Origin of the sequence: Rhodococcus sp. JS3073, from assembly GCF_026810085.1 — a bacterium.
GTDB classification, from domain to species: Bacteria; Actinomycetota; Actinomycetes; order Mycobacteriales; family Mycobacteriaceae; genus Rhodococcus_F; species Rhodococcus_F wratislaviensis.
The window spans coordinates 2623180-2636485 of sequence record NZ_CP113951.1; the positions used below are offsets into that span (position 1 = coordinate 2623180).

The window sequence follows — 13306 nt, forward strand, 5'->3', positions numbered from 1 at the left end:
GCCGTCAGGACCGCGGGTCGCGGCTCGCTTCCACGGCCTGCTCGGTGGCGTCGCAGACCACCACGGGGTGCGGTTCGAGAACGTTGTGCAATTCGATCACCGGGAGATAGCTGCCGGCGTCCGGCCTGCGCACCGTCACCCGCACCCGCTGGTGCCGCATCAGGTACAGGGCCGCGCCGATCCCGCTCACCAGGGAGATCGCGCCGCCGATCACGAGCGGGGCGCGAGGGTCGAGGACGTCCGCCAGCCATCCCAGAACGGGGCTGCCCAGCGGGGTGCCGCCGAGGAAACAGAGCATGTAGATGCCCATCACCCGGCCACGCATCTCGGACGGCACGGACATCTGCAGGATGTTCATCGCCGCTGTCGTGAACGTCAGAGTGAGCGCGCCGGTCGGGACGAGCATGATCGCGACCAGCACGTAGGTGGGCATGAGTCCCACCAGGATCTCGAAGGCCCCGAATGCGGCCGCAGCCCCGAGGAATGTGCGCAGCCGCGGCGGGGTCTTGCGTTTCGCGGCGATCGTGGCGCCGGCCAGCGTGCCCACGGCGAGGGTCGTGGACAGCAGTCCGTACGCGTCCGCGCCGCGATCGAACGTGTTGCGGGCGAGAACGGCGAGACTGATCGGGAAGTTCAGCCCGAACGTCGACACCATGAACACCGCCACCATCAGCACCCGCAGGTCGGTGCGGCCCCACACGTACCGGAAACCCTCGCGGACCTGTCCTTTCCCGCGTTCCGCCTGGGGCGCCGTGAACAATTCGCGGGTACTCATCATCAGCAGGGCGATCAGTACCGCGGTGAACGTGCCCACGTTGAGCAGGAACACCCACCCCGTGCCGATGAGGGTGATCAGCACACCGGAGATCGCAGGGCCGATGATGCGAGCCGTGTTGAACGTCATGGAGTTCAGGGCGATCGCATTGGGCAAGGACTCCTTGCCGACCATCTCGATGGTGAACGACTGCCGCGTCGGCGCGTCGATCGCCGACGCGCAGCCGAGCAGGAACGCGATGAGGTAGACGTGCCACAGGGCCACCAGCCCGCCGACGTCGAGCAGCCCGAGCACCAGCGCGCACAACGCCATCGACACCTGCGTCGCGATCAGGATGCGACGCTTGTCGTACCGGTCGGCGAGGACGCCGCCCCACACGGACAGGAACAGGGTCGGGCCGAACTGCAGCGCCATCACGATGCCGACCGCGAGCGCATTGCCGTTCGACAACGTCAGGACGAGCCAGTCCTGCGCCACCCGCTGCATCCACGTTCCGACGAGGGAGACGATCTGCCCCGACGCCCACAACCGGTAGTTCCGGGTGCGGAGAGCGGCGAACATGCCGGTCTTCGGCTGGGCTGAGTCGGTGGTCTCGGATTCGGGCGGCACACATCCATCTTGCTCCCGGACCCGGCGCACCATCGACCGGCCCGGGGTGGACATCGGTGGCCGGATCACCTCGGATGCCGGCTACGTTCTCCGGCAAGGGGTTTCCGCGCAGCCGCGGCGGGCTACTCCGAGTCGGCGACGATGGACGTGATGATGCCGACCGCGTCGCGGAGGGTCTTCAGCTGAGCCTCGTCGAGCCCGGACAGCCGCTCGTTCATCCACGCCTCACGGGCGTGGGTCTCGTCGGCGATCAGCGCATGACCGGCGTCCGACAGCGTGACGATGATCTGCCGTCCGTCGGTGGGATGCGGTGCCCGCTCGACCAGCCCCAGCTCGACCAGCGACGCGATGACCCGGGTCATCGACGGCGGCTGCACCTTCTCACGCGCCGCGAGATTGCCCGGCGTCATGGCGCCGTCGCGGGCAAGGGTGGCCAGAGCCGACAGCTGGGTCAGCGATACCTGGGCGTCGACGCGGCGCCCACGCAGGTGACGCGTGAGGCGCACGACAGCCAGGGAAAGGTCGCTGGCGAGTGCTCGCGTATCCGTGGTCACGGGAATGACAATACGGGACCGATCGGCCGCCGTTTACGTTACTGCGTCGGTGATCGGACCGACCGCGAAGTAGGCCACGAAGAGAAGCGCCACCACCCACATCAACGGGTGAATCTTCTTGATACCACCGCTCGCAGCATTGAGGACGACCCACGACACGAATCCGACGCCGATGCCGTTGGCGATCGAGTACGTGAACGGCATGACGGCGATGGTGAGGAACGCGGGCAGCGCGATCGAGAACTGGGTGAAATCGATGTCGCGGACCTGACCGATCATCATTGCGCCCACCACGACCAGCGCCGGCGCGGCGGCCTCGATCGGCACCACCGAGTACAGCGGGGTCAGGAACATCGCGGCCAGGAACAGCAGTCCCGTCACCACATTCGCGAGTCCGGTGCGGGCGCCCTCGGCGATACCCGAGGCGGATTCCACGAACACGGTGTTGGACGACGCCGATGCGCCGCCACCGACGATGGCGCCGGTGCCCTCGACGACCAGGGCCCGTCCGATATTGGGCAGGTTGCCGTCCTCGTCGGTGAGACCGGCCTCCTTGCCGAGCCCGGTCATCGTGCCCATGGCGTCGAAGAAGTTGGCGAGCACGAGCGTGAACACCAGCAGGCTGGCGGCGAGTACGCCGATGCGGGTGAACGCGCCGAAGATGCTGACGTCGCCGACGAGGCTGAGATCCGGAAGTTCCGCCAGCACATCGGGAGCGGCCGGGACGCTGAGGTTCCAGCCCTGGGGGTTCACGCCCAGCGACGGTCCGACGCCGGCGACGGCCTCGATGATCGCGGCCAGCACGGTGGTGACGACGATGCCGATCAGCAGACCGCCGCGCACCTTGCGCACCACCAGAACACCCATCAGCAGCACACCGAACACGAACGTCACGGTCGGCCAGGAGGAGATCGATCCGTTGATGCCCAGGCCGACGGGGACGGTGGTGCCCGCGACGTCCGGGATGCGCCGCACGAACCCGGCGTCGACAAGACCGATGAACGCGATGAACATGCCGATACCGGCGGCGATGGCGGATTTGAGCTCGGCCGGAATGGCATTGAAGACGGCCGTCCGGAATCCGGTGAGCGCCAACACGACGATGATGACACCGTCGATCACCACGAGGCCCATCGCCTCGGGCCAGGTGACCTGCGGTGCGATGGTGACGGCGAGAAGACTGTTGATGCCCAGGCCCGCCGCGATCGCGAAGGGATAGTTCGCGACGACCCCGAACACGATGCTCATCAGTCCCGCCACCAGGGCTGTGACCGCGGCCACCTGGTTGACCGGGAGGATGTTGCCGAGGACGTCGGTCTTCGCGACGGCGTCGTCGGCGGAGAAGCTGCCGAGGATGAGCGGGTTCAGCACCACGATGTATGCCATCGCGACGAACGTCACCACTCCGCCGCGGACCTCCGCGCCTACCGTCGAACCACGCTCGGTGATCTTGAAGTAGTTGTCGAGCAGTTTCGGAGCAGCACCCATTGTTCAGTCCCCATCGCCAGAAGTCGCGCGTCGCCCTTGGAGATTAGGGCACCACGGCGAGGGTAGCGTTCATTCGGTGAACGAATCCGCAGATCGCCCACCCCTCACTCAGCGCCTCGCCGACCCGCGACCTGCGCTGATACTGGGAACGCTGGCGTGGGCGGTCGCGATCGTCGTGGTGATCGTCACGGGCGACCGGTGGTCGGATGCGCTTCCGACGTGTATAGCGGGGGTCGTCGTCGGATTCCTCGGCTATGGACTGTTCGCGTTGCAGCGGCGGGCGGCCCGGCGCGGCAGCCGCGGGGCACAGCAGGGACTGCTCTAGATCTCGCTGGAGGTCAGGGCGCGGCGGGGCCGGGTGCGGGTCAGCAGGATCCAGAACGCCGCCCACAGCACACCGAATGCCCACCCGGCGAGGACGTCGGTCATCCAGTGCGCGGCGAGGTAGACGCGCGACAGCCCCACTGCCAGCGTGTACAGCACCAGCAGGAAGACCAGCGCGATCCGGACGTGCCCCACCAGCACGACCCGGAGGGTCACGGCGACGAGAACGCTCGCGAGGATCGCGGTCATCATCGCGTGGCCGGACGGGAACGAGAAGGACGAGATCTCCACCAGCCGATCCGGCAGAGGCGGGCGCTGCCGCTCGAACAGATTCTTGAGCGTGGTCATCACGGCCAGACCCGACAGCATCGCGCCGGCCACGAGGACTGCTTCGCGCCGTCGGTCCTGGAGCAGGAGGGCGATCGTCAGGACGGTGGACACGATCCAGGCCGCGACCGTTCCGCCGCTGTGCGTGACGACGGTGACGACGTCGATCAACCACGGTGTGCGGTCCCCGACGGCACTGTCGAGAACGCTCTGGTCAAACGACACCGGCGGCGCCCCACGTGCCTTCGGCCCACGACTCGGAGCAATGGGTGGTCCCCTGCTCGTCCACCCACCACGGGACCGCGATCTCGGTGTCGACCGCGCCCGTGAGCTTCACCGTGAGCCGGGGATGGACGACGACGGGACCGTGCGGCAGGTCGCGGCCCAGTGCGGCGAAGGCGAGCACCGCGGCGGGTTCGCGATCCCACGACGATGCACGGCCGGAGCCGGTGACGGTGCCACGGATCGCCGCGGACGCGAGGGGGAGGTCGAGCAGATCGGCGAGAGCCTCGGCGGTGTCCAGGCTCCCGACCACCAGACGCTCGCGCGGCACCGCGGCGGCCAGCCACGGTGCGTCCAGCACCAGGGCGTCGCCGGGGTCGACGAGTGCGCCCGTCAGGCCGCGCACGTGTTCGGGCAGGTGAATTTCCTCGAGGTCGAGAAAATGCGCGGCCGCGGCCGCGGCGAGCAGGCTGTGCGCCCGCGCGATCACCGCCGGGCTCGGTTCGCGATCCGGATCGGCCAGTCGATCCAGGAGTAGCTGTGCCAGTTCGGGAGAGTCGACCGTCGACGGCGCCAGGGCCGCCGCGAACACGGCGGACTCCGGGTGCTCGACGGGGTCGAGCAGTCCGGCGAACGTCTCGTCGGCGGGATCGCGGAGCAGACCGAGCACCTGACCGTCCACCTCCGCGTTGTGACGGAGCCACCAGGCCGTGTACCCGGCGCGGTCGGCGAGCAGCGGACGCGTCGACGGGTCCCGGGCCAGCATCGTCAGCGCCTGGGGCCAGCGGTCCTCGTCCACCAGATCCAGGTCGCGCACCGCCCCGATCTCGTCGGGGTCGTCGTCGAGCGTGTCCCACCAGCGGTCCTCGTCGTCGAGGTCGTGGTCGGGGCCGGTGGGGAGTTCGGCGCGCAGCACGGTGAAGCCCCAGCCGACGCCCACGGCGCGGAGGGCGTCCTCCCCCACCCGCTCGGCGAACGCGGCGTCCACGCCCGTGAACGGTGAGTCGTCGACCAGGACCTCGGCGAGAGGCGCTCCGGGCAACAGCAATTCGTCCGCGCCCCGCAACTCCCCGTCGACATCCGGGAGGGGCAGCTGTCCGAGCCACGACGGCAGTGTGCCGGGGTCGACGCGCCCGGCGAGTGCCAGCACCGCGGTCGACAGTTCTTCTGCCGCCGCCGCGTCGTCGGGGTCGAGGTCCTCGATCTCGGCCCGCAACGCCGGATCCGAGAGCAGGTCGACGGCCGTGGCGGTCTTCGCGCCGAGCCTCGACAGCAGCGGGTGCGCGGCATCCGGGTGGACGAGCCGCGTCCAGTCGACCCCCAGGACACCGTCGATGTCGTGCCCCAGCAACACCGTTCGCGGACCGGTCACCGTGCGTCCGTCGGACAGCGGAACCGGGATCGACGCCAGCTCCTCCGCCGCGAGGGCGTCGACAGCCAGCGGTTCGAGCGCCGCATACAGGCGCTGCCACCAGGACGGTGCCCGTTCGATGCCGCTGAGAAGTTCGGTGAGGCGGGCCAGGCCGAGGCGGTGGGCGTCGACGGCGGCCAGCGCGGGTGCCCAGCGCGGCCCGGACAGATCCGGGACGACCAGGCCGTCGACGATCTCGGCGAGGATTTCGGCGAGTTCCTCGGTGAGCCCGGGGACCACCGACGCCCGAGTCGGGGCCTTGTTCGTGCCGCCGACGGTCGGCACCCAGGGCTGCTCCCGGAGTTCGGTGACGAGGTGGTCGCGCAACGCCGAGTCCACCTCGCTGCGTGCGAATGCGGGAACGGGAACCAGTGACAGTCGCTGCTCGGGCGGCACGGCGGCCACGAACTCGGCGTATCCGGACGCCAACTCGGCGATCGCTGCGCCGGGCAGGATGCGCCTGCGGTCGGGTTGCATGGCGATGTCCGCGACGAGGATCGCGGGTATCGACAGTTCCTCGTCCGACCGGGTGGGCGCGCGCAGGACGTCCTCCGTCACGGGTGAGACGACGCCGTCACGGACCGGGACGAGCCACCGTGCGCGCCCGGACTCGTACTGCCACCAGCGGTCGTCGCCGATCGCGACCTCGGTCAACCCGGAATCGAGTGGTCGTTCGCGACGACGGAACTGCTTGTCGCCCACGGTGATCGAGACGAGTGCCGGCAGTTCGAGCAGAAGGTCGGGCGCCTCGCGGGCCATGTAGGCGAGCATCGACTCACCGTCCACGTCCTCGCGCAGCGTCAACACGACTTCCGACGCCGCGCCTGCGGCCGGGCGGTTCTCCGTCGGCCACGCCAGCCGCAGGGCGGGCACGTCCGCTCCCGGGTCCGCACCGTCGAGTGCCCGGAGTTCCGACCTCGTCCGTTCCCCGGAGAACAGCACCGAACCGGACGTCGACCGCAGTTCGACCTCGTCGCTCACCGACAGCACCGCCGTGAAACCGACGCCGTAGCGGCCGACGGTCGTCCCGGACTTGTTCGACGCCCGCAACGCGACCAGCGCCTGGACTCCCGGCTCGTCCAGCGGGGTGCCCGTGTTGGACACGCTCAGGACACGTCCGTCGAGTTGCACGGACAGCTCGCCGGGCACTTCGGCGCGGGCGGCGGCGTCGGCCGCATTCTGAGCCAGCTCGGTGAGGAGCCGGTCACGGTAGCCGGCGCGCGCCAGATCGGATTCGGCCGCCGCATCCTCCCGCAGACGGGTCGGGGACGTTCGCCACGCCAGAAGCGTCGAATCCCTCAGGGCGGCGGTGCCGAAAGGATCGGCTAGCTGGTCGATGCGGATTCCTCGGCCTCGGTGACCTCGGCAGCGGCTTCGGGCTCGTTCTCCGTCTCGGCGACGGCCCGCTCGACCATCTCGACGGCCCCGTCGTCGTAGGCGGCGAATTGCGGCGAACCGGCACCCGAGGGCAGCAGTGTGTCGGAGTGGGCGCCGCAACCGTAGGTGGCGTCGACCACGTGCCCGTCGGCGGCCATCTCGTTGCCGCACACCCCGAACGACGCGTGCAGCGAACCGGCGAGCGGGAGGTAGAAGCCGCACAGCCCACACGTCGACGGCGCGGCCTTGGCCATCTCGGAATCTGGGCCGTAGTCGCCGTCGTGCCAGCGCTCGGCAGCGTCGACGCGACCCTCGAGGCTCATCACCTGCTTGCGACCCAGGCCGAGTTCGAGGGCGGCCTCGTCGATCTCGGGGTCACCCGTCGCCACATAGCCGGGGACGAGGCGGGGGTCCCCGGCCGGCGGTGCCAGCAGGTCGCCCGCGGACAGGTCGCCGGGGCGAATGCGCTGATCCCACGGAATCCACTCGGGTGCGACCAGCGCATCGGGTCCGGGGAGGAGGGCGAGCTCGCTGACGGTGGCGTGGTCCGCTTCGGGATCGGCAGCCACCACCACCGCCCACTGCCAGCCCCGGTAGCCCGGAAGGTCCGCAACGAAACGGTGAGTCGCGGCGCACGCGTCCTCGGACGTGACGCCCAGGTAGTCGCCGACTCCCCCTTCCTGCAGTTGGACCAAGGCGGTTCGGGCGAGCTCGACGGCGTCGGTCAGTACGGGACGCGCCACTGCGCGCTCGTCGGAAGAAGCAACACTCACACCACCAGTTTGCCGCACCACCGCAAGTGCGTGCCCACCTGGGCTGTCATGCTGGTCCGATGACCGGCCGGAGGCACCTCGTCCCAGCCCTGCTCGCGGTGGCGTGGATGGTCACCGCGTGCTCCCCGCAGAGTCCCGTGGCGGCGGGCGCGTCCGGCGCGGACCTTCGCGTGGAGATCCTCCGCACCCTCGACCACGACCCGAATGCGTTCACCCAGGGACTCGAGATCGACGGCGCCGAATTGCTCGAGGGCACCGGTCGCCCCGGTGAGTCCTGGGTACAGGCCACCGACCTCGACAGCGGCACCGTCCGGGCGCGCGCGGACCTGCCGTCGCCCCTGTTCGGCGAGGGCATCACGGTGAACGGCGGCACGGTCTGGCAGCTGACGTGGCGCGACGGGGTGGCCGTCGCCCGGGATCGCGCGACACTCGCCGAACAGCGGCGGGTCCCGTTCGACGGCGAAGGGTGGGGCATCTGCGCGTTGCCCGACGCCCTCGTCACCAGTGACGGCTCACCCACCCTCACGTTCCGCGACCCGGTCACGTTCGAACCCCGGCGCACCGTGCAGGCAGTGCACGACGGAAGCCCCCTGTCCCGCCTCAACGAACTCGACTGCGCGGACGACGGCGCGATCTACGCGAACGTCTGGACCACCGACACCCTCGTCCGCATCGATCCCTCGGACGGGCGGGTCACCGCGGAGGTCGACGCCTCGGCCCTCCGCGACGCGCTTCCGCCGGGCCCGCGGGACGTCGACGTCCTCAACGGCATCGCCCAGATCCCGGGAACGGACCGCTTCCTCGTCACCGGAAAGTACTGGCCGCGCATGTTCGAGGTGCGGTTCGTTCCCTGACAGGCCGATCTGACCAGCATTGGCCGGGGTTGCTGTGGTCGCATGTCTCCCGACTAGGACAGAATTAGGGAGTGACCGGACCGCGCGAACCCTACGAGCCTGACGGCGGTCGGGCTCCTGACGAGAATTCCGGGCCCCCCGTTCATCCCGGCTACGACAAATACCCGCCGGCCGCACGCTCGGGAGGTCGACGCACACCGCTCCCACCCCTCCATCCGGTCGGCGGCGGGCAGCGTCCCCGTTCCGACGAGGAGCGGGCCGACGCCCCCAAGGCGCCGCCGATGCCGCGCAAACTCACCGTCACCCGGGTCGCGGCGATGCGCAGCCGGGAACTGACCAACAAGGGCATCGCGACGTTCCATCGCGCGGCCAAGGCGGACGGAGCGGACAAGTCGGGTCTGACCGCGCTCACCTATGCGGTGATGGCCAACAACGCCACCGACGCGGCCATCGCCGTCGCCCTGGCGAACACCCTCTTCTTCTCGGCCGCGACGGGCGAGGACAAGACGAAGGTCGCGCTGTACCTTCTGATCACCATCGCCCCGTTCGCCGTCATCGCTCCGCTGATCGGTCCGATGCTCGACCGGCTCCAGCACGGCCGACGCGTCGCACTGGCCACGTCGTTCGGCCTCCGGACGATCCTGGCGATCGTTCTCGTCTTCAACTTCGACAGCTGGGTGCTGTATCCGGCCGCCCTCGGAATGATGGTGCTCAGCAAGTCCTTCTCGGTGCTCAAGAGTGCGGTCACACCACGTGTGCTGCCACCGGAGATCGACCTGGTGCGGGTCAACTCCCGGCTCACCGTGTTCGGACTTCTCGGCGGAACCATCGGCGCCGGCGCCCTCGCGGGTGGTCTCGCCATGGCCACCGGGTCCGTCGGCGCGTTGTGGTTCGCGGCCGTCATCACTGCACTCGGCGCATACCTCAGCATGCGGATCCCGTCGTGGGTCGAGGTCACCGAGGGTGAGGTCCCCGCCACCCTCACGTACCACGGCGACGAACACCCGACCGAGGTCTTGGGACGCACCCGGGTGCTGCAGCCCGAGGCGCCTGCCACCGCGAAATCCGGTAAACGCAGGCAACCGCTCGGCCGCGCGGTCATCACCGGGTTGTGGGGAAACAGCACCATCCGCGTGCTCACCGGGTTCCTCACGCTGTACATCGCGTTCGTCGCGAAGTCGAGAACCGACCACGAGCCGCTCGTGCAGGCCGCCATGCTCGGCCTGGTCGGCGCCGCCGCAGGCATCGGCAACTTCGCCGGCAACGCCGCAGGCGCCCGGATCAAGCTCGGCCGCCCCGCCCTCATCGTGCTGCGCTGCACGGGTGCCGTGTGGATCATCGCCGTCCTCGCCGCGATCACCGACAACCTGCTGACCGCCGCCCTGGCAACCCTCGTCGCGTCGGCGGCCAGCGCCCTGGCCAAGGTGTCGCTGGACGCCTCGCTGCAGCACGACCTGCCCGAGGAATCGATCGCGTCCGGATTCGGCAGATCGGAGACGGTCCTACAGCTGAGCTGGGTGGTGGGCGGCGCGCTGGGCGTCCTCCTGCCCACCGAATACTGGATCGGATTCTCCGTGGTCTCTGCCGTCATGACCATCGGGCTCGTCCAGACCGTCCTCACCTACCGCGGGAGCACCCTCCTGCCCGGGCTCGGCGGAAAACGTCCCGACCTGGCCGAACAAGAAGTGACCGAGCCCCACTCGACCCACCGGGCCGACCGATCGACAGGAAATGTGAAGTAAGTGAGAATGCAGGCGCGAACCAAGAAGATCCTGGCACTGATTGCAGTGGGGCTGATGGTGGTCCTGGTGGCCTTCGTCGGAGTCCTGTACGCACTCGTCCGCAACTCCTCGCCCCGCCTGCCCGAGATCACGGCCTTCGCGCACAACCGGGCCGAGCAGGTCCCCCCGCTGGCGTACTGCAACCTGTATCTCGAGGACTGCACAACCGGAGACCTCGCCGAACTCGACGTGCCGCCCGGATCCGCGCTGCAGCTGTCGTTGCCGCAGGAGATCGTCGAGGCGCCGTGGCGCATGCTCGTCGTCTACCAGGACGCGTCGGGACAGGTCATCGTCCAGGAACAGGCTCACCGCGCCGGTGAGACCCGCGCCGTGACCGTGCCGTCCTCGGAGGACCTGCAGCTGGCGGGCGTCGAGATCCAGCTGCCGTCCGCCGTCATCGACGAGCAGGGGCTCACGCAGGCCCGGGCCGCCTGGTCGATCAAGACCGCCTAGAACGACCCCTCACGAAGAAAGGCCCCGCGCCGAAGCGCGGGGCCTTTATTCGTCTATTCGTCGGTCGAATCAGCTGTCGAGCTCGCGCGCGACGGCGCGGACCACCTCGGAGATCCGCTGGGCGGTCTTGCGGTCCGGGTACTTGCCCTTGCGCAGGTCGGGCTGGACCTTCGCCTCGAGCAGCGTGATCATGTCCTCGACCATGCCGTGGAGTTCGTCCGGCGTGTGCTTCTTGGCGGACGGTTCCTTACGCGCGGCGTTCTGACGCAGCGACGGCGCCGGGTCGAGCACCTTCAGGCTCAGCGCCTGGGGTCCGCGTCGACCGGCGGCCATGCCGAACTCGACACGCTGGCCGGCCTTGAGGCCCTCGACGCCCTCGGGAAGAGCGGACGAACGCACATAGACGTCCTCCCCCTCCTCCTGCGACAGAAAGCCGAAGCCCTTTTCGACGTCGTACCACTTCACCTTGCCGGTCGGCACCGCGTTCACCCGCTCATCACTTGGAGTGCAGTTGGTTGCACTTGGTATGCAAAACAGCGCGCCCCACCTCTGGTGCGGGACGCGCAGTGCCCACAGTCTACCTTGCAGACACCCCCTCCGGCATTCGGGTTTCCAGGCACTATCGTTGCTGGTGTGGCCCACGAATCGACTCCTTCGAGCACTCCTCACACGCCCCGGAGGGGCGACGGACTACTGCGCGTCGCGCTCGCCTTCTTCGCGATCGGCTTCGTCGCGATCGTGGCGATCTTCCTGACCCCGGTGCTCTCCGATTCCGAACCGGGCCTCGTTCTCTATCTCGTCGCCCTCGCGTGCCCGATCGGATTCCTCCTCGGAATCGTCGCGGCACTGAGGCAGGGCAGACGCTCGCGCTGACACACCCGACCACCGACCGATGGGACGATCATGAGAATTCTGCTCAACATCATCTGGCTGATCTTCGGCGGTTTGTGGCTGGCGCTGGGGTATTTCGTCGCGGGAATCCTCTGCTGCATCCTGATCATCACGATCCCGTTCGGCATCGCGTCGTTCCGAGTCGGCGTCTACGCACTGTGGCCGTTCGGGAAGACCGTGGTCGACAAGCCGACGGCCGGTGTGGCCTCGCTGATCGGTAACGTCATCTGGTTCGTCATTGCTGGTCTGTGGCTCGCGATCGGGCACGTCGTGACGGCAATCGCCATGGCGATCACGATCATCGGGATCCCGCTCGCGGTCGCGAATCTCAAGATGATTCCCATCTCGCTGATGCCCCTCGGCAAGGACATCGTCGACGCTCCCCAGTGATGTGAGCTTCCTCACATAACGGCCCGGTAACGGAAGGGCAACGGCTCGGCGATACGCACGACTTGTCCCCACTAGCTGGGAAGAGTCTCTGCGCGCCCAATGAGGCCCCGCAACAGGCGAAGACACTCCGCGTTATCAAATGGTGACACTGCGGCCTCGGCCCGTTACCGTCGTCACCGGCCGAGGAAACATCGGCCACATCCGGCCCGCCGCGCCAAGCCTCGTCCCGCGGGTACCGGAGTCCCGACGAAGCATTCCAGGGACGAGGACGGGGGACCCAAAGTCCTCCAGGGAACGCAAGTTCTCAGACGGACACCGGTCCGGATGTGCCTCGCACACTCGGATCTTGGGGTGAAGCCAGACCCTCTCCAGCCAGGAGAGGCGAGGCCGGGCGACCTCTCAGCCCGAACCCGACAGCTGACCTCGCAGGCGCGTGTGGAGAGGATCTCGACCACTATGAGCGGACGCCATCGCAAGCCCACCACCACCGGCCGCACCGTCGCCAAGGTCGCCGTCACCGGCGCCATCATGGGCGTCGCCGGAGCAGCCTTCTCGGGCACCGCGAACGCGGCACCCGACTCCGACTGGGACCGCCTCGCGCAGTGCGAGTCCGGCGGAAACTGGGGCATCAACACCGGAAACGGCTTCCAGGGCGGACTCCAGTTCTCCCCGAGCACCTGGAACGCACACGGCGGAACCCAGTACGCCGCCACCGCCAACCAGGCCTCGCGTGAAGAGCAGATCGTCGTCGCCGAGAAGGTCCTCGACTCCCAGGGTTGGGGCGCATGGCCGTCCTGCTCCTCGAGCCTCGGCCTGAGCAGCGCACCCACCCAGCGCAACGCCCCCGCCACCGTGCCCGAGGCCCCCGCGGCGCCGGCACTCCCCGACCTCACGGGCGGCGTCCCCAGCACCAACGGCACCTCGCAGTACGCCGGTGTCGTCGACAACGCGATCGAGGCCGTCAAGGCTCAGGGCATCGCGATCGATCCCCAGATCCTGCAGCTCATCGACGCGAACAAGGGACTGCTCCCGCAGTAATCCCCCGCAATTCACAGAAGAGGGGCCCTGCACCGATCC

The 13306-nt window shown here is 68.8% G+C and carries 14 protein-coding genes and 1 riboswitch; of the genes, 7 read left to right on the forward strand and 7 right to left on the reverse strand.

Annotated elements, in window-relative coordinates:
• Nucleotides 1–4: 4 nt before the first annotated feature.
• From OYT95_RS11745 to OYT95_RS11755, 3 genes are all read right to left on the reverse strand, one after another.
• Nucleotides 5–1336, reverse strand: coding sequence for an MFS transporter (locus OYT95_RS11745; protein WP_268792233.1), 1332 nt, complete (start codon nt 1334–1336; stop codon nt 5–7).
• Between the two features lie 170 nt (nt 1337–1506).
• Nucleotides 1507–1938 (reverse strand): MarR family winged helix-turn-helix transcriptional regulator, encoded by a 432-nt coding sequence (locus OYT95_RS11750; RefSeq protein ID WP_005244136.1) that lies wholly within the window; start codon nt 1936–1938, stop codon nt 1507–1509.
• Nucleotides 1939–1971: 33 nt separating this feature from the next.
• Nucleotides 1972–3426: an NCS2 family permease gene (locus OYT95_RS11755; protein WP_268791528.1), complete on the reverse strand. Its 1455-nt coding sequence runs from the start codon at nt 3424–3426 to the stop codon at nt 1972–1974.
• 76 nt (nt 3427–3502) lie between these two features.
• On the opposite strand from OYT95_RS11755, the gene OYT95_RS11760 reads away from it, so the two are divergent.
• Complete coding sequence (locus OYT95_RS11760; protein ID WP_009478020.1) at nt 3503–3751, forward strand: DUF2530 domain-containing protein; 249 nt, start codon at nt 3503–3505, stop codon at nt 3749–3751.
• Here OYT95_RS11760 and OYT95_RS11765 read toward each other — a convergent pair.
• From OYT95_RS11765 to OYT95_RS11775, 3 genes are all read right to left on the reverse strand, one after another.
• Nucleotides 3748–4302: a phosphatase PAP2 family protein gene (locus OYT95_RS11765; protein WP_037234549.1), complete on the reverse strand. Its 555-nt coding sequence runs from the start codon at nt 4300–4302 to the stop codon at nt 3748–3750. The two genes, OYT95_RS11760 and OYT95_RS11765, sit on opposite strands and share 4 nt — an antisense overlap.
• On the reverse strand, nt 4292–6859 hold the full coding sequence (locus OYT95_RS11770) for an ATP-binding protein (protein WP_268791529.1): 2568 nt from the start codon (nt 6857–6859) through the stop codon (nt 4292–4294). The genes OYT95_RS11765 and OYT95_RS11770 overlap by 11 nt, the downstream gene beginning before the upstream one ends.
• A gap of 176 nt (nt 6860–7035) precedes the next feature.
• Entirely contained in the window at nt 7036–7881 is an 846-nt protein-coding gene (locus OYT95_RS11775) for a DUF3027 domain-containing protein (RefSeq protein WP_037234555.1), read from the reverse strand.
• A 38-nt stretch (nt 7882–7919) separates the two neighbouring features.
• Between OYT95_RS11775 and OYT95_RS11780 the strand changes: the two genes are divergently transcribed.
• The 3 genes from OYT95_RS11780 to OYT95_RS11790 all read left to right on the forward strand — a co-directional run bounded on the left by OYT95_RS11780 (nt 7920) and on the right by OYT95_RS11790 (nt 10948).
• Entirely contained in the window at nt 7920–8714 is a 795-nt protein-coding gene (locus tag OYT95_RS11780; protein ID WP_268791530.1) for a glutaminyl-peptide cyclotransferase, read from the forward strand.
• Nucleotides 8715–8785: 71 nt separating this feature from the next.
• Complete coding sequence (locus OYT95_RS11785; protein ID WP_037234560.1) at nt 8786–10456, forward strand: MFS transporter; 1671 nt, start codon at nt 8786–8788, stop codon at nt 10454–10456.
• Between the two features lie 6 nt (nt 10457–10462).
• The gene (locus tag OYT95_RS11790; protein ID WP_037234561.1) at nt 10463–10948 is read left to right on the forward strand and encodes a DUF2771 domain-containing protein; all 486 of its coding nucleotides are present in this window, start codon (nt 10463–10465) and stop codon (nt 10946–10948) included.
• A gap of 69 nt (nt 10949–11017) precedes the next feature.
• On the opposite strand, the gene OYT95_RS11795 is transcribed toward OYT95_RS11790, so the two are convergent.
• Entirely contained in the window at nt 11018–11428 is a 411-nt protein-coding gene (locus OYT95_RS11795) for a cold-shock protein (RefSeq protein ID WP_005255275.1), read from the reverse strand.
• A 153-nt stretch (nt 11429–11581) separates the two neighbouring features.
• Between OYT95_RS11795 and OYT95_RS11800 the strand changes: the two genes are divergently transcribed.
• The 3 genes from OYT95_RS11800 to OYT95_RS11810 all read left to right on the forward strand — a co-directional run bounded on the left by OYT95_RS11800 (nt 11582) and on the right by OYT95_RS11810 (nt 13267).
• The gene (locus tag OYT95_RS11800) at nt 11582–11821 is read left to right on the forward strand and encodes a hypothetical protein (RefSeq protein ID WP_037234564.1); all 240 of its coding nucleotides are present in this window, start codon (nt 11582–11584) and stop codon (nt 11819–11821) included.
• A 30-nt stretch (nt 11822–11851) separates the two neighbouring features.
• Complete coding sequence (locus OYT95_RS11805) at nt 11852–12229, forward strand: YccF domain-containing protein (protein ID WP_005244158.1); 378 nt, start codon at nt 11852–11854, stop codon at nt 12227–12229.
• 234 nt (nt 12230–12463) lie between these two features.
• Nucleotides 12464–12677, forward strand: a riboswitch (cyclic di-AMP (ydaO/yuaA leader).
• An 8-nt stretch (nt 12678–12685) separates the two neighbouring features.
• Nucleotides 12686–13267, forward strand: coding sequence for a transglycosylase family protein (locus tag OYT95_RS11810; protein WP_037234566.1), 582 nt, complete (start codon nt 12686–12688; stop codon nt 13265–13267).
• The last annotated feature ends 39 nt before the right edge of the window (nt 13268–13306 follow it).